The 24,959-nt window shown below is 61.6% G+C and carries 25 protein-coding genes; 13 read left to right on the forward strand and 12 right to left on the reverse strand.

Translation table 11 applies throughout. The annotated features are described in order from the left end of the window. The first annotated feature begins 219 nt into the window (after positions 1 to 219). The 3 genes from phaP (at position 220) to clpA (ending at position 3,776) form a co-directional block, all read left to right on the forward strand. Entirely contained in the window at positions 220 to 756 is a 537-nt protein-coding gene (gene phaP / locus ABJ363_00700) for a TIGR01841 family phasin (GenBank protein ID MEP4377490.1), read from the forward strand. A gap of 189 nt (positions 757 to 945) precedes the next feature. Then, a complete protein-coding gene (gene clpS / locus ABJ363_00705) occupies positions 946 to 1,344 on the forward strand; it encodes an ATP-dependent Clp protease adapter ClpS (GenBank protein ID MEP4377491.1) in 399 nt (132 codons plus the stop codon). A 62-nt stretch (positions 1,345 to 1,406) separates the two neighbouring features. Next, positions 1,407 to 3,776 carry an ATP-dependent Clp protease ATP-binding subunit ClpA gene (gene clpA, locus ABJ363_00710; protein ID MEP4377492.1) on the forward strand — a complete coding sequence of 790 codons (2,370 nt, stop codon included), beginning with the start codon at positions 1,407 to 1,409 and terminating at the stop codon, positions 3,774 to 3,776. 127 nt (positions 3,777 to 3,903) lie between these two features. On the opposite strand, the gene ABJ363_00715 is transcribed toward clpA, so the two are convergent. The 5 genes from ABJ363_00715 to ABJ363_00735 form a co-directional block, all read right to left on the reverse strand. Further along, entirely contained in the window at positions 3,904 to 4,974 is a 1,071-nt protein-coding gene (locus ABJ363_00715) for a C4-dicarboxylate TRAP transporter substrate-binding protein (protein ID MEP4377493.1), read from the reverse strand. A 377-nt stretch (positions 4,975 to 5,351) separates the two neighbouring features. After that, the gene (locus tag ABJ363_00720; GenBank protein MEP4377494.1) at positions 5,352 to 6,512 is read right to left on the reverse strand and encodes a GNAT family N-acetyltransferase; all 1,161 of its coding nucleotides are present in this window, start codon (positions 6,510 to 6,512) and stop codon (positions 5,352 to 5,354) included. A 9-nt stretch (positions 6,513 to 6,521) separates the two neighbouring features. Further along, positions 6,522 to 7,463, reverse strand: a complete 942-nt coding sequence (locus ABJ363_00725) for a cation diffusion facilitator family transporter (protein ID MEP4377495.1) — start codon at positions 7,461 to 7,463, stop codon at positions 6,522 to 6,524. Positions 7,464 to 7,479: 16 nt separating this feature from the next. Next, positions 7,480 to 7,947 (reverse strand): RidA family protein, encoded by a 468-nt coding sequence (locus ABJ363_00730; GenBank protein ID MEP4377496.1) that lies wholly within the window; start codon positions 7,945 to 7,947, stop codon positions 7,480 to 7,482. A gap of 226 nt (positions 7,948 to 8,173) precedes the next feature. Next, positions 8,174 to 11,896 carry a vitamin B12-dependent ribonucleotide reductase gene (locus ABJ363_00735; protein ID MEP4377497.1) on the reverse strand — a complete coding sequence of 1,241 codons (3,723 nt, stop codon included), beginning with the start codon at positions 11,894 to 11,896 and terminating at the stop codon, positions 8,174 to 8,176. Positions 11,897 to 12,250: 354 nt separating this feature from the next. Here ABJ363_00735 and ABJ363_00740 point away from each other — a divergent pair, with 354 nt between their 5' ends. The 4 genes from ABJ363_00740 to ABJ363_00755 all read left to right on the forward strand — a co-directional run bounded on the left by ABJ363_00740 (position 12,251) and on the right by ABJ363_00755 (position 14,026). Beyond that, a complete protein-coding gene (locus ABJ363_00740; protein ID MEP4377498.1) occupies positions 12,251 to 12,604 on the forward strand; it encodes an NADH:ubiquinone oxidoreductase subunit NDUFA12 in 354 nt (117 codons plus the stop codon). A 57-nt stretch (positions 12,605 to 12,661) separates the two neighbouring features. Further along, complete coding sequence (locus tag ABJ363_00745; GenBank protein ID MEP4377499.1) at positions 12,662 to 13,138, forward strand: MlaD family protein; 477 nt, start codon at positions 12,662 to 12,664, stop codon at positions 13,136 to 13,138. Continuing rightward, entirely contained in the window at positions 13,135 to 13,584 is a 450-nt protein-coding gene (locus ABJ363_00750; GenBank protein ID MEP4377500.1) for an MlaD family protein, read from the forward strand. The genes ABJ363_00745 and ABJ363_00750 overlap by 4 nt, the downstream gene beginning before the upstream one ends. Positions 13,585 to 13,699: 115 nt before the next feature. Next, positions 13,700 to 14,026 carry a DUF2155 domain-containing protein gene (locus ABJ363_00755; protein MEP4377501.1) on the forward strand — a complete coding sequence of 109 codons (327 nt, stop codon included), beginning with the start codon at positions 13,700 to 13,702 and terminating at the stop codon, positions 14,024 to 14,026. On the opposite strand, the gene aat is transcribed toward ABJ363_00755, so the two are convergent. From aat to aroQ, 4 genes are read right to left on the reverse strand one after another with little or no spacing between them, the layout of a single operon-like run. Further along, a complete protein-coding gene (gene aat, locus ABJ363_00760; protein ID MEP4377502.1) occupies positions 13,963 to 14,613 on the reverse strand; it encodes a leucyl/phenylalanyl-tRNA--protein transferase in 651 nt (216 codons plus the stop codon). The two genes, ABJ363_00755 and aat, sit on opposite strands and share 64 nt — an antisense overlap. 9 nt (positions 14,614 to 14,622) lie before the next feature. Then, on the reverse strand, positions 14,623 to 15,963 hold the full coding sequence (gene accC / locus ABJ363_00765) for an acetyl-CoA carboxylase biotin carboxylase subunit (protein MEP4377503.1): 1,341 nt from the start codon (positions 15,961 to 15,963) through the stop codon (positions 14,623 to 14,625). Positions 15,964 to 15,979: 16 nt separating this feature from the next. Beyond that, on the reverse strand, positions 15,980 to 16,444 hold the full coding sequence (locus ABJ363_00770) for an acetyl-CoA carboxylase biotin carboxyl carrier protein subunit (protein MEP4377504.1): 465 nt from the start codon (positions 16,442 to 16,444) through the stop codon (positions 15,980 to 15,982). Between the two features lie 3 nt (positions 16,445 to 16,447). Then, positions 16,448 to 16,894, reverse strand: coding sequence for a type II 3-dehydroquinate dehydratase (gene aroQ / locus ABJ363_00775; GenBank protein ID MEP4377505.1), 447 nt, complete (start codon positions 16,892 to 16,894; stop codon positions 16,448 to 16,450). A gap of 166 nt (positions 16,895 to 17,060) precedes the next feature. On the opposite strand from aroQ, the gene ABJ363_00780 reads away from it, so the two are divergent. Next, positions 17,061 to 18,194, forward strand: coding sequence for a type III PLP-dependent enzyme (locus ABJ363_00780; protein MEP4377506.1), 1,134 nt, complete (start codon positions 17,061 to 17,063; stop codon positions 18,192 to 18,194). A gap of 33 nt (positions 18,195 to 18,227) precedes the next feature. Here the strand turns inward: ABJ363_00780 and ABJ363_00785 are convergent, their stop codons facing one another. The 3 genes from ABJ363_00785 to ABJ363_00795 form a co-directional block, all read right to left on the reverse strand. Then, the gene (locus ABJ363_00785) at positions 18,228 to 18,701 is read right to left on the reverse strand and encodes a MarR family winged helix-turn-helix transcriptional regulator (GenBank protein ID MEP4377507.1); all 474 of its coding nucleotides are present in this window, start codon (positions 18,699 to 18,701) and stop codon (positions 18,228 to 18,230) included. 64 nt (positions 18,702 to 18,765) lie between these two features. Continuing rightward, complete coding sequence (locus tag ABJ363_00790; GenBank protein ID MEP4377508.1) at positions 18,766 to 19,431, reverse strand: uracil-DNA glycosylase; 666 nt, start codon at positions 19,429 to 19,431, stop codon at positions 18,766 to 18,768. A 5-nt stretch (positions 19,432 to 19,436) separates the two neighbouring features. Next, on the reverse strand, positions 19,437 to 20,087 hold the full coding sequence (locus ABJ363_00795) for an NYN domain-containing protein (protein ID MEP4377509.1): 651 nt from the start codon (positions 20,085 to 20,087) through the stop codon (positions 19,437 to 19,439). A gap of 164 nt (positions 20,088 to 20,251) precedes the next feature. Here ABJ363_00795 and folK point away from each other — a divergent pair, with 164 nt between their 5' ends. The 5 genes from folK to acpS all read left to right on the forward strand — a co-directional run bounded on the left by folK (position 20,252) and on the right by acpS (position 24,870). After that, a complete protein-coding gene (folK, locus tag ABJ363_00800) occupies positions 20,252 to 20,743 on the forward strand; it encodes a 2-amino-4-hydroxy-6-hydroxymethyldihydropteridine diphosphokinase (protein ID MEP4377510.1) in 492 nt (163 codons plus the stop codon). A gap of 94 nt (positions 20,744 to 20,837) precedes the next feature. Beyond that, positions 20,838 to 21,236, forward strand: coding sequence for a DNA-directed RNA polymerase subunit omega (rpoZ, locus tag ABJ363_00805; protein MEP4377511.1), 399 nt, complete (start codon positions 20,838 to 20,840; stop codon positions 21,234 to 21,236). A 135-nt stretch (positions 21,237 to 21,371) separates the two neighbouring features. Beyond that, complete coding sequence (locus ABJ363_00810; GenBank protein MEP4377512.1) at positions 21,372 to 23,549, forward strand: bifunctional (p)ppGpp synthetase/guanosine-3',5'-bis(diphosphate) 3'-pyrophosphohydrolase; 2,178 nt, start codon at positions 21,372 to 21,374, stop codon at positions 23,547 to 23,549. Positions 23,550 to 23,641: 92 nt separating this feature from the next. After that, a complete protein-coding gene (locus ABJ363_00815) occupies positions 23,642 to 24,409 on the forward strand; it encodes a pyridoxine 5'-phosphate synthase (protein MEP4377513.1) in 768 nt (255 codons plus the stop codon). Positions 24,410 to 24,462: 53 nt separating this feature from the next. Continuing rightward, positions 24,463 to 24,870: a holo-ACP synthase gene (acpS, locus tag ABJ363_00820; protein MEP4377514.1), complete on the forward strand. Its 408-nt coding sequence runs from the start codon at positions 24,463 to 24,465 to the stop codon at positions 24,868 to 24,870. Positions 24,871 to 24,959 lie beyond the last annotated feature (89 nt).

Raw genomic sequence — 24,959 nt, forward strand, 5'->3', positions numbered from 1 at the left:
GCTTGGACAGCGATAATATATCACTAAATCAAATAGATACCGCGTGTGCGAATAAAAAATGGTGCACTGCAATATTTTTTATTGACATCACCTGCCCACACTCCCATATTCACGTCATGTTGCGTTGCAGCATAACGTTATAAACAGGACTTGGTTCGAACGTTTCCCGGTCCTCGGCGCATGTGCACCGATATGCACATAAACGAAAGGAAGTCAGTTATGGCCACCACGAAAAAGACTGGTGCGGCAAACGCGGCTCAGGAAACCCTGGAATCCGTTGCTGCCACGCAGAAAAAGACGATTGAAGACGCCGTTCAGGCCGGCACCGAGGCCTTCGCCAAGGGTTACGAGCAGTTCTACACGAGCGCCCGTGAGCAGATGGACAAGGCACAGAAGTCCGCCATGGAGAACATGGATCAGCTGAGCGATGCCAGCCGCGAGAATGCCGAGGCGCTGGTCGTTTCGGGCAACATCTTCGCCAAGGGTTTCGAGATCGTCGGCAAGGAATTCGCCGCTTACGCGGAAAAGACGATCGAAGCCAACATGGCTGCGGCACAGAAGCTCGGTGCGGTTAAGAACCCGCAGGAGTTCATGGACCTCCAGACCAAGCTCGCGAAGGCTGCGTTCGAAGATTTCGTCGCCGAATCCGCCAAGCTGCAGGACCTGTCGGTCAAGGTTTCCAACGAAGCCGCACAGCCTCTGAACGAGCGCCTCAACAAGGTCGTTGAGACGTTCTCCAAGACAATCGCCGCGTAATTCTCCTCCCTTTACGACGGCGTTTCGACGGCCCGGCCCAGTATTTCTGGCCGGGCCGTCACCGTTTCCGGGCCTTGCCTTTCGCGGCGGCCCTCCTCAAATATCTGGATAAGTGCGCCACACGCATTCACGAACGTGCGTGGCTCGGCTACAATGTCGTATGCGTGAAAAAGGATATTTGAACTTAAGATGTTAAGCAGTCTCAACGTGTTGCTGGAAAATCCCGGCGTCGGACCACGCGCGTCGGATGATGATTCCGGTGATTCCGACGATGCAATCGGCGGCGACGGCGATAACAGCACCGGTATTGCGACCAAGACCCGGGCAAAGACGAAGAAACCGTCGATGTACAAGGTCTTGATGCTGAATGACGATTACACGCCGATGGAATTCGTCGTGCTGGTGCTGGAGAAGTTTTTCGAGAAGCAGCATGAGGAAGCCATCAAGATCATGCTGCACGTCCACCAGAAGGGCGTCGGCATATGTGGTGTGTTTACCTATGAGGTGGCCGAGACCAAGGTCACGCAAGTGATGGATTTTGCGCGCAAGCATGAGCATCCGTTGCAATGCACGCTGGAAAAGGAATAACGCGCGACTAATTGATGTTGAACCGGATGACGAAGCCCTGACGCAGAAGGTACCCTTCGCAAATGCTGTCTCAGAACTTGGAACAATCGCTGCACCGTGCCCTGGCGCTCGCCAATGAGCGGCACCACGAATACGCCACGCTGGAGCATCTTCTGCTCTCGCTGACCGAAGACCAGGATGCAGTTGCCGTGTTGCGGGCCTGCGGTGTCGATATCGACCACCTGCGCCGGGATCTTTCCCAGTATATCGATGAGGAATTGTCGAGCCTGATCACCAGCCGGACGGAGGAATCCAAGCCGACGGCCGGGTTCCAGCGTGTCCTCCAGCGGGCCGCGATCCACGTCCAGTCGTCCGGCCGGGAAGAGGTCACGGGTGCGAACGTGCTGGTCGCCATCTTCTCCGAACGCGAAAGCCATGCCGTGTATTTCCTGCAGCAGCAGGAGATGACCCGGCTGGATGCCGTCAATTATATCTCCCACGGCATCGCCAAGGTGCCGGGCCAGGAAGACAATCGTGCCGTGCGCGGCGCCGACGAGGAGGAACTCGACAGCGAGGCGACGATCAAGAAGGGCCAGGAGGCGCTGGGCGCCTATTGCGTCAATCTCAACCAGAAAGCCGAGGACGGGGACATCGACCCGCTGATCGGCCGCGAACTCGAAGTCGAGCGCACGATCCAGATTCTCGCCCGCCGGACCAAGAACAACCCGCTCTATGTGGGCGATCCGGGCGTCGGCAAGACGGCCATCGCGGAAGGCCTGGCCAAGCGCATCGTCGAGGGCAGTGTGCCCGAGGTCCTGGCCGATGCGACGATCTTCGCGCTGGATATGGGGGCGTTGCTCGCCGGCACGCGCTATCGCGGCGACTTCGAGGAACGGCTCAAGGCGGTGATGAACGAGCTCGAGGAGACCGAAGGTGCCGTGCTGTTCATTGACGAGATACACACCGTGATCGGCGCCGGCGCCACGTCGGGTGGCGCCATGGACGCGTCGAACCTGCTGAAACCGGCACTCGCCGGCGGCAAGCTGCGCTGCATCGGGTCGACCACCTACAAGGAATACCGGAACTATTTTGAGAAGGACCGGGCGCTGGTGCGCCGGTTCCAGAAGATCGATGTCTATGAGCCGTCGGTTGAAGATACGGTCAAGATTCTTCGCGGCCTGAAGCCCTATTACGAAGAGCATCATGATATCCGCTACACCGAGCAGGCGATCCGGACCGCGGTCGAGCTCTCGGCGCGCTATATCAATGACCGCAAGCTGCCCGACAGCGCCATCGACGTGATCGACGAGACCGGGGCGGCCCAGGCGTTGCTCACGCCGTCGAAGCGCAAGAAGACCGTTGGCGTAAAGGACGTGGAGGCCGTGGTCGCCAAGATCGCGCGCATCCCGCCGAAATCCGTCAGCCGCGACGACAAGACCGCGCTGGAGAATCTCGAACGTGACCTGAAGACGATGGTGTTCGGCCAGGACAAGGCGATCACCGCGCTGTCGAGTGCGATCAAGCTGGCCCGCGCGGGCCTGCGCGAACCCGAGAAGCCCATCGGGGCCTATCTGTTCTCCGGCCCCACGGGTGTCGGCAAGACTGAAGCGGCGCGCCAGCTCGCCCATTCACTGGGCGTCGAGCTCACGCGCTTCGACATGTCGGAATATATGGAACGCCACTCGATCTCGCGCCTGATCGGCGCGCCGCCGGGCTATGTCGGCTTCGATCAGGGTGGTCTGCTGACGGACGCGGTCGACCAGCACCCCCACCAGGTGCTGCTGCTCGACGAGATCGAGAAGGCGCATCCCGATCTGTTCAACATCCTGCTGCAGGTGATGGATTACGGGAAGCTAACCGACCATAACGGCAAGAATGTCGATTTCCGTAACGTCATCCTGATCATGACGACCAACGCGGGCGCGGCCGACATGGCGAAGCCCGCCATGGGCTTCGGCTCCGAGACCCGGGAGGGCGAGGACGAGGAGGCGATCAACCGACTGTTCACGCCGGAGTTCCGTAACCGCCTCGATGCGGTCATCGGCTTCAACAACCTCTCGCCCGACGTCATGGGCAAGGTGGTCGAGAAGTTCGTCATTCAGCTGGAGGCCCAGCTCGACGACCGCAACGTCTCCATCGTACTCGACGATGACGCGCGCGAGTGGCTGGCCAAGAAGGGTTACGATCCGAAATTCGGCGCGCGGCCGCTGGCCCGGGTGATTCAGGAGAGTCTCAAACAGCCGCTGGCCGAGGAGTTGCTGTTCGGCAAGTTGACCAAGGGCGGCACCGTGCGGGTCGGCGTCAAGGATGACGCGCTGACGTTCGACCTCGAGAACGACAAGCCATCCGGGAAAGACGGTGGTTCCGGCAAGCCGAAGCGCAAGCGCAAGAGGCCGAATACCGATGGATCCGGTGGTGGCGGCGACAAGGAGCCCGCGCTCGTCGAGAAGTAATTCGTTTAACGGCGAATAAGTGGAAAGGGCGGGCTTCGGTCCGCCCTTTTTCGTTGAAGCGTTCCCCGCGCCTATAAAAACGGGGCGGCCGTGGGCCGCCCCGTTCAAACGCTCAAATAAACGTGGGTTATTTGATGACGTATTCGTGGGCCGGTGTCGCACCGTTCTTCTTGGCAAGCTCCATGAGCCGCTTGAAGGTGGCCTTGCCGGGATATCCCTGGTCTTCGTACTCCTGCGCCTTCTGGTTGACCCAGGGCTCGATCGCACGGGCCATCTTGGTCCGCTCGGCGGGGTCGAGGTCGCGTACCGTCACGCCTTGCTTGCGCAGGTTGTCGAGCGCGGAGGTGAACTTGGCAACACCCTCATCTTCAACGGCCTTACCGTATACGAGAACCTCTTCTTCGATGATCTTCTGGATCTCCGGCGGAATCTTGGACCAGGTGTCGAGGTTGACCGTGAGCGGGTAGATCAGCGTCGAGCCCCAACCCATCGTCGTGTAGTACTTCGCGACTTCGCCGAACTTGAAGCCGTAGTAGGGGGCCGGGAAGATGACCATGCCCTTGTACACGCCTGACTGCAGCGCGTTGTAGGCTTCGTTCAGGTTGGTCTGGACCTTCGCCGCACCGGCGTAGTCGAGCCAGGGAAGGTTCGGACCGGCGGCGCCGACCTTCACGCCCTTGAGCTCTTCCATCTTGGTCCACGGAAATGTGGTGCCCAGGCCGTAATCGTCGAACGCGCCGCCGCCCAGATACTTCTGGTTATAGGTTTCGAACACCTTGTAGAAGTAGTCGAACTCCTGCTGAACCTGGCGCGTCGTCGGCCCCATGATCCGGGGATCGCCCGAGATGAATGGATTGAAGTAATTGAGGTTGTGGACGAACAGCTTGGTGGGCTCGAAGGCGGAGGTCATCGAGCCGAAGTCGACCAGGCCTTTTTGGGTCGATTCGAGAACTTCGAAGAGGTTGGCGAGCGTGCCGCCATAGCCCTCGATAAAGCGAACCTTGTGGTCGGTCTCGGCCGCCACGCGCTTTGTGACGTTCGGGACAAACGTCTTCTGAATCTGGTTGACGGTTGACAGCGGCGCGGCCGGATGGCCGGCAGCGATACGGAACGTGAAATTGTCAGCTTGTGCCGTCGTCGAGGCGATCAGCCCAGCCGCGGCGCAGGCGCCCAATTTCCAGAAAGATTTCGAGATCATGCTCTCCCCCTTTGTAATTCTTAGTTGGTAAAGCCTTGCGCCATCTTCGGTCGTATTCTTTGCACTTAGTGGCGCGAGGTGAACGGGTAACGAAACAACGCAGTGATAGTAGGTGACTGTTAGAAGGGGATGCAACACGCGAACGGAGCGCCACTCACGAACCATGCGGCTGCGAGACCCGCTTTCGAACGGATATTCCGGCCGCCCATGAGACGTTCTCGAACGTTTAATGCCAAGAAATTAAACGAAATCCCCGCTGTAGCGGCCCGGCTATCTGATCTCGAAGGACATCGGGTCATGATGCGGGCAGATAATTTGGTTGATGCTGCGGTTTGTCGAATACTGTGAGCCGACCACGCCCATGCAACGAAAACGGTTTAGTCCGCCTGCCGATAGGGCAGGTGCTCGGCGTAGTTCTCGATTTCCCAGCCCACCTCGCGTTCCTCTTCGCGGCAAAAACGCTCGACCGCCTCGCGGAAGCTTTCGTTGGGGATGTAGTGGCCGGAGTAGGTCGGCACCGGCTCGTAGCCGCGCTGGATCTTGTGGGGGCCCTGGGTACCCGCCTCGACGGTCTTGAGGCCGTTGTCGATCGCGAACTCGATCGCCTTGTAGTAGCACGCCTCGAAATGCAGGAACCGGAAGTCGCCCAGACAACCCCAGTTACGACCATACAGCGCCGTGGCGCCACGCAGATTGAGCGCACCCGCGACCGGCAGGCCGTCCATGTCGGCGATCACCAGAACGATCTGCTCGCCCATCCGGTCCTGTGCCGCCTCGAAGAATTCGCGGGTCAGATACGGGTAGCCCCATTTGCGGTCATAGGTGTCGACGTAGAATTGATAGAAGGCGTCCCAATGGTGGGATTGGATGTCGTCGCCGGACAGGGCGCGCACCGTGATGCCCTGATCGGCGACCTGGCGCCGTTCCTTGCGGATCATCTTGCGCTTGCGGCTGGTCAGCGCGCCGAGGAAGTCATCGAACGTCTCATAGTCGCGGTTGTGCCAGTGAAACTGGCGGCCGATCCGCTGGATCCAGCCTGCGAGCCCCATCACGTCGTAATCATGCTCGGTGCAGAACGTTACATGCACCGACGATAGTTCGAGCTTCTGGCAAACCGTCTCCAATGCGCGGAGCAGGGTCAGCCGGGCATCGTCGGAATCCGGCGCATCGCCGGCCAGCAACCGGGGGCCGCCGACGGGTGAGAAGGGGGCTGCGACCTGCATCTTCGGGTAGTAGCGACCGCCCGCACGCTCCCACGCATGGGCCCAGCCATGGTCGAAGACGTACTCCCCCTGTGAATGGCTCTTCAGATAGACCGGGGCGGCGGCAATGATGTCGCCGTTGGTTTCTTCCACCACGACATGATGGGGCAGCCAACCCGCCTCGTTCGACGCGCAACCGGTCTCCTCCAGCGCCAGCAGGAACGGATAGCTGACGAACGGGTTGTCGCGTCCGGCGAGCCGGTCCCAGCTGTCGGGCGGAATGTTCGCGATATTCTCGACGACGCGGGCGGAAAGTGCTGTGTCTCCGTCGGGCATGGCGACAGTCTACTGGTCCGGGTCGCCTTCACCAAGCGGCGCGTCTCCGGATGGGCCATCAGGGTCGGGAAATTCAAACTCGAGGGTCGAATGGGCGATTTCGTATTCGTTCTTCAAGATCGCTTTGAGGCGGCTCTTGATGCTTTCCATGCCGCCCATGTCCGCGCGCGCAATCACGACATGGGCCTCAAGAGAACGACGGTGTTCATCGATGTTCCAGACATGGACGTGGTGGATATCGCGTACGCCTTCGGTTTCCTGCAGGCGGGTCGTGACATTCCGGACGTCGATTTCCTCGGGCACCGCCTGCATCAGGATGTTCACGGCCTTCGGAATTTCGAACGTTGCCTGCACGAGGATGTATCCGGCAATGGCGAGTGTCACGATGGCGTCGATGAAAAGCCAGCCATACAGGATGATCAATGTGCCGCCGATGATCACACCCACGGAGGCGAGGGCGTCTGACACATTGTGAATGAACGCGGCACGGATGTTGATGGATGTCCGGGCCATGGCGAAGGTGAGCAGTGCCGTCACCGTATCGACGGCAAGCGCGATACCGGCAATGATAACGACCGTCCAGCCTTCGACCGGCTGTGGGTCGATCAGCCGGTCGACCGCTTCGACGATGAGAAACAGGCCGATGAAAATCAGCCATGTCAGGTTGAAGAGCGCACCGATCATCTCGGCGCGCCCATGCCCGTAGGTATGGTTTTCGTCCGCCGGGCGGCGGGCGATCTTGCGGGCAATCAGCGCGATGGCGAGCGCGGCAGCATCCGAGAAGTTGTGAATCGCATCCGCGATCAGGGCAAGACTGCCGGAAAACACGCCGCCGATGACCTGTGCGACCGTGAGCAGGACATTGACCACGATGGCGAGGATGAGTCGGCGATCACCTCCCGGCGTATCGGGTGGGACGGGCCCGTGCGAATGGTGGTGTAGTCCGGCCAAAAGGGGTTTCTCCCGGTCAGGCGATCTCGAAGATCGCCTCGACCTCGACCGCCACACCGGCGGGCAGGGACGCCATGCCCACGGCGGCGCGGGCATGGCGGCCGGCATCGCCGAAGACTTCGGCGAACAGGTCCGATGCGCCGTTCACGACCGTCGGCTGGCCTGTAAAGTCGGGGGTTGCGGCCACGAAGCCCGTAAGCTTAACCACCCGGCTGATCCGGTCGAGATCACCGCCGAGCGCGTCTTTTGCCTGGGCAATGAGTGCCAGCGCGCAGACGCGGGCCGCCGCGGCGCCCTCCTCGACGTCGAACTCCGCGCCCAGCCGCCCGATAAAGCCGGGTTTGCCGTCGACGACGGGGATCTGGCCCGAGACGAAGAGCAGGTTTCCCGTCTGCACATAGGGGACGTAGTTGCCTGCGGGCGCGTTGGCGGGCGGCAATTCGATACCGAGTTCGGCGAGGCGGGCGTCGATGGTTCCGGACATGATGGTTTCTCCTGTAGAGCCCGTGTTCAATCCCGGGCGAATGCTGGCGCACAGCATAGCGATGCCGGGCGTCGGGCGTAAGAAATAGGCGCGAAACGGATCAAAAAAACCGGGGTGCGCCTACCTTTGCACACCCCGGAGGTCAGGGAGGAGAGTAACCCGGCGCCAAGCGGACTGGCGCGGGGTCGCTATTCGAGCCATCGGGGTCCGACCCGGCCCGAATTCCTTAGCTACACCCGCTCGTACCGCCGCAGGTGTCGCATTTGAGACATGTTCCGTTCCTCACAAGGGTGAAGTTTCCGCACTCGGTGCAGGCATCGCCTTCATAGCCCTGAAGCCGGGCCTGGCGGATGCGCATCGAACGTTCTTCCTGGACCACATATTCGAGATCGAGCTGCTGCCCCTTCGGGGTGCCCACCGGGGTCACGCTGGGTTCGATTTCGCCCAACCCGATCTCGCCCGCCGCCATGCCGTCGGTGCCGGTCGCTTCGGTGGTGGTTTGCAACGAGGCTTCCGGTGCGTGTTCCACCGGTTCCAGTTCGCGCAGGCCGCCCTCGATCACCGACAGGGTGCTCTTGCGCACATAGCCCGTGCTGACGACCGCTTCCGTCAGCTTGCTGCGTGGCGGCAGGCCGTCATCGGACTCGCCCCGGCCCATCGTGTCGGGCTCGAGATCGTCGATCTCGACATGGGCCAGATCGTTGCGGCCCAGATAGCTGATCGCGAGCTCGCGGAAGATATAGTCGAGGATGGAGCTCGCCATCTTGATGGTCTCGTTGCCTTCGACCGGGCCGGAGGGCTCGAACCGGGTAAAGGTGTACGCGTCGACGAATTCCTCGAGCGGTACGCCATATTGCAGGCCGATCGAGACCGCGATGGCGAAATTATTCATCAACGAGCGGAAGGCGGCGCCTTCCTTGTGCATGTCGAGGAACACTTCGCCGATCGAGCCGTCGTCATATTCGCCGGTCCGGATGTAGACCTTGTGGCCGCCGACGATCGCCTTCTGGGTGTAGCCCTTGCGGCGATGGGGCAGTTTCTGGCGATCGACCTCGCGTTCGACGACCCGTTCCACGATGCGCTCGGCGATGATCTCCGCGCGGCGGCCGTTCGGAGCGTCGAGCAGTTCGTCGAGCGTGTCCGCCGCTTCATCGGCATCATCCGCCAGGAGCTGCGACTGCAACGGCTGGCTGAGTTTCGAGCCGTCGCGATACAGCGCATTCGCCTTGAGGCCGAGCCGCCATGACAGCATGTAGGCATCCGCACAGTCGGAGATGTTGGCCGTGTTCGGCATGTTGATGGTCTTGGAGATGGCACCCGTGATGAAGGGTTGCGCGGCCGCCATCATGTGGATGTGGCTGTCGACCGACAGGAAACGCTTGCCGATCTTCCCGCACGGGTTGGCGCAATCGAAGATGGCGAGATGCTCGTCCTTCAGATGCGGGGCACCTTCGAGGGTCATCGTACCGCAGGCATGGTTGTTGGCGGTTTCGATTTGCTCCTCGGTGAAGCCCAGCGCCGAGAGCATGTCGAAGGACATGTCGTCGAGTTGCGCCGCCTCAAAGCCCAGCGTCTCCGTGCAGAAGGCTTCGCCCAGGGTCCATTTGTTGAACGCGAAGCGTATATCGAACGCCGTGCCGAGGCCTTCCTCGATTGCGGTGATCTGGTCGTCGCCGAAGCCTTTTTCGGCCAGGGTCGCATGGTTGACGCCCGGCGCATCGGCCAGCGAGCCGTAACCGACGGCGTAGCCGGACATCTCGTCGATCTGCCTGGGTGTGTAACCGAGATTCTGCAGCGCCTCGGGGACCATCCGGTTGATGATCTTGAAATAGCCGCCGCCGGCGAGCTTCTTGAATTTGACCAGCGCGAAGTCCGGCTCGATGCCGGTCGTGTCACAATCCATGACCAGGCCGATCGTGCCCGTAGGCGCAATCACCGTGGTCTGGGCGTTGCGGTAGCCATGGGCCTCGCCCAGCTCGAGGGCCATATCCCAGGCGCGTTTTGCCGCGTCGGCGATGGATGAGTCCGGGCAGTTCGCATGGTCGAGCGGGACCGGGTTGGTCGACAGGCCCTCATAGCCTGTGGTTGTGCCATGCGCGGCGCGGCGATGGTTGCGGATGACCCGCAACATGTTCGATGCGTTCCTGGCGTGCCCCGGGAAGGCCCCGAGTTCCTCGGCCATCTCGGCCGATGTCGCGTAGCAAACGCCCGTCATCAGCGCGCTGATAGACGCGCACAACGCGCGTCCTTCGTCGCTGTCATAGGGAAGACCCGACGCCATGAGCAGGCCGCCGATGTTGGCGAAGCCCAGCCCCAGAGTGCGGAATTCGTAGCTCAGGCGCGCGATCTCCTTGGAGGGGAACTGCGCCATCAGCACCGAGATTTCCAGGGTAACGGTCCACAAACGGACCGCATGCTCGAAGCCCTCGACATCGAAGCTGCCATCCTGGTCGCGGAAGGTCATGAGATTCAGCGACGCGAGGTTGCAGGCCGTATCGTCGAGGAACATGTACTCCGAGCACGGGTTGGACGCGTTGATGCGTCCGGATTCCGGGCAGGTGTGCCAGTCGTTGATGGTGGTGTCGTACTGGATTCCCGGGTCGGCGCAGGACCAGGCCGCGTGGGAAATCTTGTCCCACAGCTCGCTGGCATCGACGGTCTTGGCGACTCCTCCGTCGGTCCGGCGCTTCAGGTCCCATGATCCGCCGTTCTCGACGGCCTTGAGGAAATCATCGGTGACCCGGACCGAATTGTTGGAGTTCTGGCCCGAGACCGTCAGATAGGCCTCGGAATCCCAATCGGTGTCGTAGGTCGGGAAGTCTATTTCCGTATATCCCTGGCGGGCGAACTGGATCACGCGCTGGGCGTAATTGTCCGGCACCATCGCCTTGCGGGAGTCGCGGATGGCCTTCTTCAGAGCCGGATTCTCGGCCGGTTCGAACCGCTCGTCGCCTTCCGGCGCGTCGGTGTCGTGGCAGGCGGCCATGATCGCGGTCAGGTGCTGCTGGCAGGTGATCGAACCGGTGACGAGCGCCGCCACCTTCTGTTCCTCGGTGACCTTCCAGTCGATATAGGATTCGATATCCGGATGATCGACATCGACCACGACCATCTTGGCCGCGCGTCGCGTTGTGCCGCCGGACTTGATGGCGCCGGCCGCCCGGTCACCGATCTTGAGGAAGCTCATCAGGCCCGACGATTTGCCGCCGCCCGACAGGGCCTCGCTCTCGCCCCGGATGTGAGAGAAATTCGAACCGGTGCCCGAGCCGTATTTAAACAGGCGCGCCTCGCGGACCCACAGGTCCATGATGCCGCCGTCATTCACCAGATCGTCGGACACGGACTGGATGAAGCAGGCGTGGGGCTGGGGGTGTTCGTAGGAACTCTTCGACTTGGTCAGGCGGCCGGTCTGGTAGTCAACATAGTGATGGCCCTGTCCCGGGCCGTCGATCCCGTAGGCCCAATGCAGGCCGGTGTTGAACCATTGCGGGCTGTTCGGGGCCGCGATCTGGGCCGCCAGCATGTAACGCATCTCGTCATAGTAGGCGCTGGCATCCTCGGCGCTGTCGAAGTAGCCGCCCTTCCAGCCCCAATAGGCCCAGGTGCCGGCCAGCCGGTCGAAGACCTGGCGCGCGTCGGTTTCGCCGCCATGGCGTTTTTCCTTGCCGAGGCGTTTGAGCTTGGCCTCGTCGGCGGTGCGTCGCCAAAGGAATTCGGGGACGTCGTCTTCCTTGACCGGCTTCAGCTTCGCCGGAACACCGGCTTTGCGAAAATATTTCTGTGCCAGGATATCGCAAGCGACCTGGGTCCAGGCTGCCGGGACTTCGATATCATCGGCTGCAAACACGACCGAGCCATCCGGATTGCGGATTTCGCTCGAAGTGGTGCGAAACTCGATCGCGGTATAAGGACTCTCGCCTTCGTTCGTAAAGCGGCGCTGGATCCGCATGTAACCCCCCAAAACAGGCGCGATTTAGGCGCCGTAACAAAAAATGAGCCAGGGTGGCCGCGCCTGAATCCAAATACTCGCCGAGGGCGGCCCCCGCCGAGTCCGTGGCGATTTCGTGACAAAAACGACGAAAAACACCAAATCTCGGCAATTGTGGACGGTAAACCACAAGATATTTGCGCCGCAACCACATTTTGGGTTGAGGGACCGACAATCGTCCATATCATGTGTTTTACGGCGTGGTCGGGGGCCGCACAGCGTCGGCCGAAAACGTGACATCATGGCTCTGGCCAAACTCGGAGGCGGGTGCCATAGTCCCGCAAACATCAGCGCATTTAGGGATTTGGACGCTCAATGGCCACGTTGGGAACGCTGCTTAAAACCATGATCTCAGGGCATCTTGTCGGCGCCGACAAGTTCGGGAACCGCTATTATCGCGGACGGGCCCGCAATCGTTATAATCGTGAGCGCCGCTGGGTCGTCTACAAGGGCCGACCGGAAGCGAGCAAGGTGCCGCCCGAATGGCACAGCTGGCTGCACCACATGACGGAATCGCCGCTCGACGAGGCCCATCGCCATGATTGGCAGCAAGAACATGTCCCGAACCTGACGGGCACGCGCGCCGCATATCATCCCCCGGGCAGCGTGTTGCGGGATGGCGAGCGCCGGCGCGGAACGGGTGATTATGAGCCCTGGACGCCACAATAGCCGGTTTGTTGCACAACCCGAGTTGCGGAATCAGATCAATTCGATGAGCGTATCCCGATGAATACGTCGTCACATCGTGAACTCCGAGACGTGATCGTCGGGCTCGGCGTCGTCATTGTCGTGATCGCCATTATCGGCGTGGGTTTCAGTCCGGCCCGGACATCCGGCGGCGAGACAATCGACGTAAACGCGGTATTCGGGCGGACGGACGGGCTTCAGGTCGGCAGCCCCATATATGCCGCCGGGGTTCAGATCGGTGAAGTCGTCGCGCTCGACCTTGTCGAACAATTTCGCGTGCAAGCGACCCTGCGGATCGATGCATCCGTTGAACTCGATACCGACGCGACCGCCGCGATCATGACCGATGGTATATTTGGCGCCAAACTCGTGCGCGTCGATATCGGCGGGTCCGACCGGATCATCCGGGATGGCGGCCGGATCAGTTTTACCGAAGATGCAATCGTTCTTGATGACCTGCTGGGGCTCATCGTGTCCCAGGCGAGAACGGCGCGTAATGCAGGAGCGAATCAATGAAACGCGGTGCCGTAGAGACAATCCTTGGTGCGGTCGTTCTGCTGATTGCGATTGGCTTTGTTTTCATCGGCGCACGGTCCATCGATGTGCAGGACAATGACGGCTACGAGCTGACGGCGCGCTTCCTGAGAGTGGGCGGGCTCGACAGAGGTGCCGATGTTCGTATTTCCGGCGTGAAGGTCGGTTCGGTCATTGACCGGTCGCTCGATGAGAAGACATTCGAGGCTGTCGTGACTTTCAGTGTGCGCAGCGATCTCCGCCTGCCGGCGGATACCGAAGCCGGGGTGACGGCGGAGGGGCTGCTCGGCGGCAAATATCTGCGATTGTTCCCGGGCAAAGCGACCGAGACGCTGCCGCCGGATGGCGAGATTGTCCAAACCCGCGATTTCCGGGCACTGGAGGATACGGTCTCGGAAATCATCTTCCTGGCGACCGATTCCAAATGATGCCGGCTGGCGTTCCCCGGGTTTCGTGATGCGGCGGTTGCTTTTACCTGGCGCGCTTGTGTTGGCTCTCGTCTGGGGCGGGGCGACCGGGGCAGCGGCTCAGGACGTCGAAACCGTGTCTGCTGGTGCAGTCCTGCAGGGCCTCGACAAGGTCACCGCACGTATTTCGACCTTTGAGGCACCCTTCGATGTGCCGGTCCGGTTCGGTTCGCTGGTGATCCAGGCCCGCGCCTGCCACAAGGCGCCGCCGACCGAACCGCCGGAAAGTACCGCGTTTCTCGAGATCGACGAGACGTTCGAGACCGCGTTGCCGCGAGACCTGTTCACCGGCTGGATGTTCGCATCGAGCCCGGCGGTCTCGGCGCTCGAGCATCCGGTCTACGATGTCTGGGTGGTGGATTGTATGAAGGCCTCGAACGCGGCGTCTGACAGTTCCGGCTGAAAATCTGCAACAACCTTGAGGGCGGCCGCCAGGCGCTGCTTGTAGGCGGCGCGCTCAATTTCCGCCGCGCCGAACTGGCGCAGATGGTCGGTAACGAACTGGCTGTCGAGGAGCACGAACCCGCCTTTCTGCAGCCGCGCGGCGAGGTGGCACAGCGCGACCTTGCTCGCGTCGCGGGCGCGGGAAAACATGCTCTCCCCGAAAAATGCGCCGCCGAGGCTCACGCCATACAGGCCGCCGACGAGTGCGCCGTCGTCCCAGCATTCTACCGAATGGGCGAAGCCCATCTCGAAAAGCGCGTTGTAGAGATGCTCGATCTCGTCGTTGATCCAGGTTTCGGGGCGGTTGCCCTGGGGCTCGGCACAGCCGCGCACCGTGCCGACGAAATCGCTGTCGCAGCGAATCTCGTAGGGGTTTGTCCGGATGGTTTTACGCAATCGCCGTGGAATGTGGAACGCCTCAAGCGGCAGCACGCCGCGCACATCGGGGTCGATCCAGTAGAGATCGGCATCGTGTCGACTTTCCGCCATCGGGAATATGCCGCTCGCGTAGGCACCCAGGAGGAGTTGCGGTGTCAGTCCGGTCATTGTCCCAGACTAGTCGGTTGCGACGAAGCTTTCGAGCCAATGAATATCGTACTCGCCCGCGATGAATGAGGCATTGTCGGCGAGACGCTGGTGCAACGGGATCGTGGTGGACACACCCGATACGACCATTTCCCCGAGCGCGCGCCGCAACCGCATCAGCGCCTCGTCGCGCGTGCGTCCGTGGACAATCAACTTGGCAACGAGGCTGTCGTAATAGGGCGGGATGCTGTAGCCGGCATAGAGTGCCGAATCGACACGTACGCCGAGCCCGCCTGGTGCGTGAAACTCCGCGATCCGCCCCGGCGAGGGGGTGAAGGTCTCGGGGTCCTCGGCGTTGATGCGGCATTCGAAGGCATGGCCGTTGATGCGGATGTCGTCCTGGCGCAGGGACATCCCCTCGCCGGCGGCGATGCGGATCATTTCCGCCACGATATCGATATCGCAGATCATCTCGGTGATCGGATGCTCCACCTGTACCCGGGTGTTCATCTCGATGAAGTAGAACTCGTCATTCTCGAACAGAAACTCGAACGTCCCGGCGCTGCGATAACCCAGATTGGCGGCGGCGTCGGCGCAAATCTTGCCGATACGCTGGCGGGTCGCCTCATCGAGGATCGGGCAGGGGGCCTCCTCGAGTACTTTCTGATGCTTGCGCTGGAGCGAGCAATCGCGCTCGAACAGGTGCACCGCGTTGCCCTTGCCGTCGGCGATGACCTGAACTTCGACATGGCGCGGATGACCGAGATATTTCTCGATATAGACCGTGGCGTCGCCGAAGCCGGCCAACGCCTCGGTCGAGGCCATGTTGAAGGCGTTCTCGAGGTCTTCGGGGCGTTCAACGACCTTCATGCCCCGCCCGCCACCACCCGAAGCGGCCTTGACGATAACCGGGTAGCCAATGTCTGCGGCGATCGGTACGGCGTCCTCGGCGGATTTTACGGCCCCGTCCGATCCCGGCACGACCGGCACACCAGCGCGCTTCATCGCGTCCTTCGCCGCGACCTTGTCCCCCATCGTCGAGATCAGGTCCGAGCTCGGTCCGATAAACGCAATGTCATGCTCTTCGACGATCCGGGCGAAGTTTGCGTTCTCCGACAGAAAGCCGTAGCCGGGATGAATGGCGTCGGCGTCGGTGACGGTCGCCGCCGAAAGGATTGCCGGGATGTTGAGATAAGAGTCGGCTGCTGTCGGTGGCCCGATACACACGCTTTCGTCTGCCAGGCGGACATGCATCGCATTCGAATCCGCCGTCGAATGAACCGCGACCGTCGAAATGCCCATTTCCTTGCACGCCCGATGGATGCGCAGTGCGATTTCGCCGCGGTTGGCGATCAGAACCTTTTTGAACATCGGAGCGCCGGCCGGCTTATTCGATGATGGCGAGGACTTCGCCAAACTCGACCGGTTGGCCGCTCGCGACGTCGATGCTCAGGAGCGTACCTGCGCGCGGCGCCTTGACTTCGTTGAAGGTCTTCATGGCCTCGATTAGCAACAGGGTCTGTCCTTCACGAACGGTATCGCCGGTCTTGACGAATGGTGGGTCTTCGGGCGCCTGTGCCAGATATACGGTCCCGACCATCGGCGACGTGACGGCACCCGGATGCGCAACCGGATCGCCGGTGCCGGTTGTCGCGGCAACCGCCGCGCCCGCCGCGGCGGCGGCGATGCTGGCTGGCGCCACCGATGCGGCAGCCGCCACACCGGCGCCCGGCAAGGCCACGCGCACACGCTTGCCGTTGTCCTCGAATTCGATTTCGGCCAGGCCTGTTTCGTTCAGCAGGTCGGCGAGTTTGCGGACGAGGTCCGGATCAATGTCAAAAGGGTCGCTCATTCGCTACAGATCCATTCGCGCCGCGAGCGCGGATATTGCCAGCACATAGCTGTGGGAACCAAAGCCGCACACGACACCTGTCGCAGCCGCGCTGATATAGGATTTATGTCGAAACTCCTCGCGGGCGAAGATGTTCGACAAATGCACTTCCACAATCGGAATATCGAGCAGGCGCAGCGCATCGTGAACCGCGACCGACGTATGGGTATAGGCCCCGGCGTTGATCGCCAGCCCGGACGCGCCGGTACGGGCCTCCTGGACCCAGGCCACGAGTTCGCCCTCATGGTTGGTCTGGCGAAAATCCAGATTGAAGCCCGCGGTCTTAGCCGCGTCGGCGCAACGCATCTCGATATCGGCCAGCGAATCCCCGCCATAGATGCCGGGCTCGCGTTCACCGAGCAAATTCAGGTTTGGCCCGTTCAGGACCCATATGGAACCGTGGGTAGTCACTCAACTCTTCCAATCGTCATCCAGACGCTCGCCGTTAACACAGGCCGCGATTCAGGGCAATTGACGCGGTATGCCGATCACCCGCATCCGCGCGCGGTTTTTGGTTGGTTTGTGGCCAATTCCATCTATAACGCGGCGCCTGAACTTTTGGCGGAACGTCTGGCCGATGACCGAGAGAATCGAACGTTTCTTTGAACGCACGAAAACGCGAACCCCCTGCCTGGTGGTTGATCTCGACCGGGTCGCGGAGAACTACGCCCGCATGGCGGCATTGATTCCGTGGGGCGAGATATTTTACGCGGTCAAGGCGAACCCGGCGGCGCAGGTCATCGAACGCCTCGCCGCCTCGGGTGCGGCATTTGACGCGGCGAGCCCGGCGGAGATTTCGGCATGTCTGGACGCGGGGATCGCACCGGACCGCATTTCCTATGGCAACACGGTCAAGAAGCCTACGGACATATCCTTCGCGGCCGGACGGGGCGTGGACCTGTTCGCCTTCGACAGTGTCGGCGAGATCGAAAAGCTCGCCGTCGGCGCGCCGGGATCGTCGGTGGTCTGCCGGGTCGTTGTATCGAATGACGGCGCCCGGTGGCCGCTGACCCGGAAATTCGGTTGCAACGCCGATGAGGCCGTCGGACTGCTGGAGCGTGCGCGTGCGGCAGGGCTGCATCCTGCGGGTCTGTCGTTTCATGTGGGAAGCCAGCAGACCGATGCGGCGCGCTGGTGTGAAGCCATTGCCGTGTGTGGTAAATTGTTTGCACGTGCCGCGAGTGCGGGCATTGCGCTGAATATTCTCAACCTCGGGGGCGGGTTTCCCGTGCCCTATGGCGATGGCGCGGTGCCGGAACTGAAGCAGGTCTTCCATGCCATCGACCGGTCTCTCGATACGGCGTTCCCGGGCGCGCGCCCGAGGGTGATCGTCGAACCGGGGCGCGCGATCGTTGCCAGTGCCGGCATCATGCGCAGCGAGGTTATCCTCGTGGCGGACCGGGCCTACGATACGACGGAACGCTGGGTCTATCTCGATGTCGGGCGGTATGGCGGGCTCGCGGAGTCCGAGGGCGAGGCGATCCGCTACCGGATGGATGCCGTCGAATGCGATGGCCCGAGCGGTCCGGTCGTGGTCGCAGGACCAACCTGTGACAGCCATGATGTGATGTATGAGAACGCCATGTGTGTCCTCCCGTTGGCGTTGAAGGCAGGCGACATCATCAACCTCTACGACACCGGCGCTTATACCTCGACTTATGCTTCGGTTGGCTTCAACGGGTTCTCGCCGCTCGAAGAGCACTACATCTAGCGGTCTCTTCCAGGCTCCCAACAAGCTCCACGTCTACCCGTGGGAGAGCGTGTCGGCCCTGTCCTGAAGTTTGGCAAGCAAACGGTCGAGTGCCTTGGCTTCACCGGGGCCCAGTGCTTCGAGGAGGTTGCGTTCATGGGCAGTGGCGACGGGGACGATCTTGTCATGGATCGATTGTCCTTTCCGGGTCAGGCGCGCAATCATGCGTCTGCGGTCGCGGGGATCCGAAGTCCGCGTGATCAGGTCTCTTTTGATCAGGCGAGTCATCGCCCGGCTGACCGTTACCTTGTCCATCGCCGTGCGGGCACAGATTTCGGTCGCCATCTCGGGGCCGAACCTTCCGAGGACCGCCATTACCCGCCACTCGGGAACGGTCAACCCAAACCGATCGTGGTAGTCGCGCGCAATGGCGTTGCTGACGGTGTTGGCCAGGATCGACAGCCGGTAGGGGAGGAATGCCTCCAAGTCGAGATGGGCACTCGCGGAAACGGATGTGGCGTTGGCCATGCTTAAACACACCCTAAAAGGTTTCAATTGAAACAAAATTAGATGGCGTGGAGCGTCGGGTCAATTACCCGACGGGTGACTGGTCGCCGGGTGTATCGAGATGCCCACGAATGGCGGTGAACACATCCTCGAACATCGGCGTTGTCAGGCGACCGGTGTTCGTGTTGTAGCGCGAGCAGTGATAGCTGTTCATCAATATGATGGGCCGCCCGTTCTGCGCGATCTCATGGCGGGCACAATGCCCGAATTTGAAGGCGGACTGCTTGTAACCCAGCGTCGCCAGCGTGGCATTGTGGGCCAGACCGCCGAGCGCGAGGATGACGCGGAGCCCGGACATGGCGTCGAATTCGGAGACCAGGAACGGGCGGCAGGCCTTCACCTCGGCGCCGACCGGCTTGTTCTGCGGCGGCACACAGCGCACCGCGTTGGTGATCCGGCAGTCCGTTAATTCGATGCCGTCGTCGGGCCGGGCCTCATAGGTGCCGCGTGCGAAACCGAACTTCACAAGCGTGGGGTAGAGCAGGTCTCCCGCATAGTCGCCCGTAAAAGGACGCGCCGTGCGGTTGGCTCCCTTCAGGCCCGGTGCGAGGCCGACAATCAGCAACCGTGCGCCGGTCGCCCCGAAGCTGGGGACGGGGCCATTGTGGAAATCGGGATATTTGGCCTGGTTGTCCGTCCGGAAATCGACCAGACGCGGACACAACGGACAATCGGGGGCGGGCACATCCATGGCAGTTAATCGCCGGCCGCGGCGGCCTGACCGTCGTGCTCGTAGTCATCGTCCTCGAAGTCGTCATCCTCGGGGCCGTCATAGTCATAATCGTCGTCAAAACCGTCGTCGCGGCGCGCGGGCCGGCCCGTGCGCGCGCGCGCTATTTCGTTGCGCAACTCCCTGACGTCGACGAAACGGTCGGCCTGGCGGCGCAACTCGTCGGCGACGGATGCTGTGTTGCCGGCGGTGGTGCTGACGACTGTGACCCGCGCACCGCGGCGTTGAACGGCCTCGATCAGACGACGGTACTCGCTGTCACCCGAAAACAGCACCACGTGATCAACCTGATCCGCGATTTCGAGCATGTCGACGGCAAGGTCGACATCGATCGAATTGCGGATGCGGCGACGTCCGTTCGAATCGGTAAAATCCTTCGCCGGCTTCGTGATCAGCGTGTAGCCGTTATAGTCGAGCCAATCGACGAGCGGACGGATGGGTGAATATTCCTGATCCTCGATCAGGACCGTATAGTAGTAAGCGCGCATGAGATTGGAATTATCCTGAAACAGCGCCAGAAGCTTCTTGTAGTCGATATCGAAATCCAGACCGCGCGCGGTTGCATAGAGATTGGCGCCGTCGATGAACACGACGGTCTTTTCGCTGCTGTTCAGCATGTACCTAAATCCTTGTTTGAAATGCTAAAACGCGCCGATGAGATCATGTGACCGATGCCAAGACCTGCGCGATTGAAAATGCTGTTCTTGAATAATTGTCTAGATAACGCGCGGTTGCCGGACTGTCCAGCGACCCGCAAGTACGGGCGTCTGGAGGCGTTTGAATGATCCTGATCGGCCTCGGCGCCAATCTGCCCGGCACCGACAACAGCACCCCGCAGGAAAATCTTGCCACCGCACTTGCGGAAATACAGGCGGCGGGTGTTGTCGTGATCAAACGCTCCCGCTGGTATTCAAGCGCACCCGTGCCCGCGTCGGACCAGCCGGATTATGTGAACGCCGTGGCCGCACTGGCGACGGATTTGGCACCGGGACCGCTGCTGACGTTGCTTCATGAGATCGAAGGCCGGCTGGGGCGTGTGCGTACGGTCCGCGACGCCGCCAGGGCCATCGATATCGACCTGCTCGACCATGACGGAAAGGTCGATGCCGGCTGGCCGATCCTGCCGCACCCGCGCATGGCCGATCGTGCCTTTGTCCTTCGCCCGCTGCTGGATATCGCACCCGACTGGCGTCACCCCGCGACAGGCGAGGCGCTCTCGGCATTGCTTGCGCGGGTGGCAGATTGCGATGCGGTTCGCCCGTTGCCATCCTGATCGGCGCACCCAACCGTATTGCGGTGCACCCAAGCCCTTGGCATTTCGCGATTTTGTGCCTATATACAGGCCGAATTTCATGAAGGATATCTGAATGGCCCGCGTAACAGTCGAAGATTGCATCGAGAAGGTTTCGAACCGGTTTGATTTGGTGATGCTCGCATCCCAGCGCGCGCGTGAAGTGTCGGCCGGTGCGCCGATCACGGTTGAGCGCGACAATGACAAGAACCCGGTGATCGCGTTGCGCGAGATCGCGGATGAGACGGTCGAACTGGAAAATCTCCAGGAATCTCTCATCGTCAGCCAGCAGAAGCATGTCGAGTTCGACCTTCCCGAAGAAGATGAGGTCATCGAGTTGCTTGAATCGGAATCCAACATTGCCGGTGTCACGCCGGACGCGCCTGAAGCCGACGCGGAGCCGGGTGCAGAGCCGCATATGCCGCAGATGCGCTTCGAGGATGCGGTGGACGAAAGCCAGGACGGCGCCAGCTGATCCGGCGGTCCTTTCGGCGCGCTGCGCCGTCCCGTCACGATACGGGAAGCAATCGAGATTTAGCCCGGGCGCACGCAAGTGCATCCGGGTTTTTTCGTCGGGCCCGCGGGCCCGCAACAGGGTTATGATGTAGCCATGATGCGGCAGGTGGAACTGGTTGAGCGCGTGCGCGCCTACGATCCGAGTGCGGACGAGGAAGCGCTCAATCGTGCCTATGTCTTTTCAATGAAGGCACATGGCTCCCAGACACGAGAGTCCGGCGATCCCTATTTCAGCCACCCGCTCGAAGTCGCCGCCATTCTGACCAACTATCATCTTGATACGGCGTCGATTATCACCGCGCTGCTGCACGACACGATTGAGGACACCGATGCGACCAGCGCGCAGATCGCCGAGCTGTTCGGCGAGGAGGTCGCGCAACTCGTCGATGGGGTGACCAAGCTGACGCGGCTCGAATTGCAGTCCGACCGCGCCAAGCAGGCGGAGAATTTCCGCAAGCTGCTGCTGGCGATGAGCCGGGATATCCGTGTGCTGCTCGTGAAACTCGCGGACCGGCTGCACAATATGCGCACCCTCGAACATATGGTCAGCGACGATCGGCGCCTGCGGATCGCGCGCGAGACGATGGATATCTATGCGCCGCTGGCCGAACGCATCGGCATGCACGACATCAAGGACGAACTCGAGGATCGCGCTTTTCGCGAGATCAACGGCGAGGCGCGTGATTCCATTTCCCGGCGGCTGGGATTCCTGCGCGCCGAGGGTGAGGACGTTGTCGAGAAGGTCGTGCGGGAGTTGGGCGAAGTGCTCGCAGAGGCCGGAATCGAGGCGGATATCGCGGGGCGCGAAAAATCGCCCTACTCGATCTGGCGGAAGATGCAGCGTCAGCAATCATCGCTGGAGCAATTGTCCGACATCATCGCCTTTCGAGTCATCGTGTCGAGCGTACCCCAATGCTATCAGGCGCTGGGGATCGTCCACAGCCGGTATCGCGTCGTGCCCGGCCGGTTCAAGGACTACATCTCGACCCCGAAACCGAACGGATACCGCTCCATTCACACGAGCGTTCTGGGCTTGGCCGATCAGCGGATCGAAATCCAGATTCGCACCCGCGACATGCACGATGTCGCCGAACGCGGCGTCGCGGCACACTGGATCTACAAGAATGTCGGCTCGGGTCCGGCGACGAGTGCCACGAAGGCGGAGAGCGAGCAATACCGGTGGCTGCAGGAGTTGCTGGAAATTCTCGACAACGCGTCTGCGCCCGAGGATTTTCTGGCCCACACCCGGCTGGAGATGTTCTCGGACCAGGTGTTCTGCTTCTCGCCCAAGGGAGACGTGTATTCGCTGCCGCGCGGCGCGACGCCGATTGATTTCGCCTATGCCGTTCATACGGAAATCGGCGACCGGGCGGTGGGGGCCAAGATCAATGGCCGGAACCTGCCGCTGCGCACGGTCCTGCAGAATGGCGATCAGGTCGAGATACTGACTTCCAAGAATCAGACCCCGTCGCCGGATTGGGAAAAACTCGTGATCACCGGCAAGGCGCGGGCGCGCATCCGACGGGTCTTGCGCGAGGACCAGATGCGCCAGTATGTCGATCTGGGTCGAAGCATCGTCGAAAAGGCATTTGGCCGTTTCGGGGAAACGCTTTCCGATATCAACCTCGACACGGCCTTACGCGAGTTCCACGCAGACTCAAGCGACGATCTGTTCGCGATGGTCGGGCAGGGTGTCTACACCGGCAGCGATGTGGTCCGGTCGATCTTTCCAGACCGGGCCGAAGAGGTCGGCGGCAAGAAGCCAGGCGGATCGATATTCTCACTCCGGCGGCGGCGCCCGCAACCGGCGGAAGGCGAACACGCCGTCCCCATCAGCGGCCTGACGCCGGGGGTCGCGGTCCACATGGCCAAATGCTGCTACCCGCTGCCCGGCGACCGCATCGTCGGGATTATGACCACGGGTAAGGGAACCACCGTTCACACGATAGACTGCATGACCCTCGAAGCCTTCGCCGACAGTCCAGAGCGCTGGATCGATGTCGACTGGGACCGGGAGCAGGACGGTATGAGGGCACAGGTCAGCCGCCTGAACATCACCCTGATGAACGAACCCGGGAGCCTTGCGGAGATGGCGGAGACCATCGCGGCGGCCCGGGGAAATATCTCGAACCTGAAGTTCACGAACAGGACTGCAGATTTCTTCGATATGGTGGTCGATATCGAGGTCGAGGACGCGAAACATCTCAACAATATTGTCACCAGCCTGCGCGGGCGAAGGCCCGTCAGCACTGTCGAGCGTGCACGCAGCTAGCCGCCGGCCCCCAGAGGGACCGTCGCCGGGTTGACCTTTGGGGCCTTGCGCGACAATTCTACCGGCGAACCCGGGAATAACGAGATACTCCAATGGCTTCTGATTTACGGCTCGGCGTCAACGTCGATCATGTTGCGACCATTCGAAACGCACGAGGCGGCGGGCATCCTGATCCGGTGCGCGCGGCCCGAGCGGCCGCGGCCGCGGGTGCGGACAGCATCGTCGCGCATCTGCGCGAAGACCGTCGGCATATTTCCGACGACGACCTGGCCCGGCTCATGGAGACGATCGATATACCGCTGACCCTGGAAATGGCGGCCACGGATGAGATGCTCGAGATCGCGTTGCGCCATGTGCCGCACGCCGTGTGTATCGTGCCGGAGCGTCGCGAGGAGCGCACGACCGAAGGCGGGCTCGATGTCGCCTCGGGGCACAACCATCTGAAACATTTCGTCGACCGGCTGACGGGGAACAAGGCAATTGTTTCGATGTTCATCGAGCCGGACCGACGCCAGATGGATGCCTCTCATTCGATCGGGGCGCCCGCTGTTGAAATTCACGTCGGCGCCTATTGCGATGCCATAATCGATGGCCATGAAGACGTAGCCGCTGAGCAGCTGGCGCGGATCATGGATGCGGCCGCCTACGGATCGGAACTCGGATTGCAGATCCATGCCGGCCACGGGATCACATTCGACACGGTGGCGCCGATTGCCGCGATCGGGCAGATCGTCGAGTTGAACATCGGTCATTTCATCATCGGCGAGGCAATTTTCGGCGGGCTCGACAGTTCGATCAGGCGCATGCGTTCCCTGATGGACGCGGCCCGTTCGGACGCGAAGGGTGAGGCGAGCGCATGAGCGAAGACGACGCCCAGAATCCGCCCTCCGCCCCCGTACTGCCCATGTACCCGATGATCATTGGTCTCGGCAGCGACCTGATCGACATCACCCGGATCGAGCGCACCCTGGCGCGGTTCGGCGACAAGTTCGTGCAGCGCTGTTTCACCGAAATCGAGCGGGTGAAATCGGACCGCCGTGCGAACCGGGCGGATAGCTATGCCAAACGATATGCGGCGAAGGAAGCCTGCTCGAAGGCGCTGGGCACCGGCTTTCGAAAAGGCGTGTTCTGGCGCGACATGGGGGTTGTAAATTTGCCTTCTGGCAAGCCGACCATGGCGCTGACCAACGGGGCCGCGGCACGCCTGGCGGAGATCACGCCGCCGGGCATGAAACCGCTGATTGAACTGTCTCTCACGGACGAACCGCCGATCGCACAGGCCATCGTCATCATCTCGGCAATCCCCGATCCGGGCGATTGATCCGGCGGGCCTCACCCGGGTGCCGGAATTCGTGACTGGCGAAATCCCGGTGAGACAGCTAGAACGCGCGTCACTGCGCGCACCCGGTG

It is taken from the genome of Alphaproteobacteria bacterium, assembly GCA_039980135.1.
Taxonomy (GTDB): domain Bacteria; phylum Pseudomonadota; class Alphaproteobacteria; order UBA6615; family UBA6615; genus UBA8079.

Excerpts from the sequence above, each read along its gene's own strand:
- phaP (MEP4377490.1), top strand. The coding sequence starts at position 220 with ATGGCCACCACGAAAAAGACTGGTGCGGCAAACGCGGCTCAGGAAACC.
- clpS (MEP4377491.1), top strand. The coding sequence starts at position 946 with ATGTTAAGCAGTCTCAACGTGTTGCTGGAAAATCCCGGCGTCGGACCA.
- clpA (MEP4377492.1), top strand. The coding sequence starts at position 1,407 with ATGCTGTCTCAGAACTTGGAACAATCGCTGCACCGTGCCCTGGCGCTC.
- ABJ363_00715 (MEP4377493.1), bottom strand. The coding sequence starts at position 4,974 with ATGATCTCGAAATCTTTCTGGAAATTGGGCGCCTGCGCCGCGGCTGGG.
- ABJ363_00720 (MEP4377494.1), bottom strand. The coding sequence starts at position 6,512 with ATGCCCGACGGAGACACAGCACTTTCCGCCCGCGTCGTCGAGAATATC.
- ABJ363_00730 (MEP4377496.1), bottom strand. The coding sequence starts at position 7,947 with ATGTCCGGAACCATCGACGCCCGCCTCGCCGAACTCGGTATCGAATTG.
- ABJ363_00735 (MEP4377497.1), bottom strand. The coding sequence starts at position 11,896 with ATGCGGATCCAGCGCCGCTTTACGAACGAAGGCGAGAGTCCTTATACC.
- ABJ363_00740 (MEP4377498.1), top strand. The coding sequence starts at position 12,251 with ATGGCCACGTTGGGAACGCTGCTTAAAACCATGATCTCAGGGCATCTT.
- ABJ363_00745 (MEP4377499.1), top strand. The coding sequence starts at position 12,662 with ATGAATACGTCGTCACATCGTGAACTCCGAGACGTGATCGTCGGGCTC.
- ABJ363_00750 (MEP4377500.1), top strand. The coding sequence starts at position 13,135 with ATGAAACGCGGTGCCGTAGAGACAATCCTTGGTGCGGTCGTTCTGCTG.
- aat (MEP4377502.1), bottom strand. The coding sequence starts at position 14,613 with ATGACCGGACTGACACCGCAACTCCTCCTGGGTGCCTACGCGAGCGGC.
- accC (MEP4377503.1), bottom strand. The coding sequence starts at position 15,963 with ATGTTCAAAAAGGTTCTGATCGCCAACCGCGGCGAAATCGCACTGCGC.
- ABJ363_00770 (MEP4377504.1), bottom strand. The coding sequence starts at position 16,444 with ATGAGCGACCCTTTTGACATTGATCCGGACCTCGTCCGCAAACTCGCC.
- ABJ363_00780 (MEP4377506.1), top strand. The coding sequence starts at position 17,061 with ATGACCGAGAGAATCGAACGTTTCTTTGAACGCACGAAAACGCGAACC.
- ABJ363_00785 (MEP4377507.1), bottom strand. The coding sequence starts at position 18,701 with ATGGCCAACGCCACATCCGTTTCCGCGAGTGCCCATCTCGACTTGGAG.
- ABJ363_00790 (MEP4377508.1), bottom strand. The coding sequence starts at position 19,431 with ATGGATGTGCCCGCCCCCGATTGTCCGTTGTGTCCGCGTCTGGTCGAT.
- ABJ363_00795 (MEP4377509.1), bottom strand. The coding sequence starts at position 20,087 with ATGCTGAACAGCAGCGAAAAGACCGTCGTGTTCATCGACGGCGCCAAT.
- folK (MEP4377510.1), top strand. The coding sequence starts at position 20,252 with ATGATCCTGATCGGCCTCGGCGCCAATCTGCCCGGCACCGACAACAGC.
- rpoZ (MEP4377511.1), top strand. The coding sequence starts at position 20,838 with ATGGCCCGCGTAACAGTCGAAGATTGCATCGAGAAGGTTTCGAACCGG.
- ABJ363_00810 (MEP4377512.1), top strand. The coding sequence starts at position 21,372 with ATGATGCGGCAGGTGGAACTGGTTGAGCGCGTGCGCGCCTACGATCCG.
- ABJ363_00815 (MEP4377513.1), top strand. The coding sequence starts at position 23,642 with ATGGCTTCTGATTTACGGCTCGGCGTCAACGTCGATCATGTTGCGACC.
- acpS (MEP4377514.1), top strand. The coding sequence starts at position 24,463 with ATGATCATTGGTCTCGGCAGCGACCTGATCGACATCACCCGGATCGAG.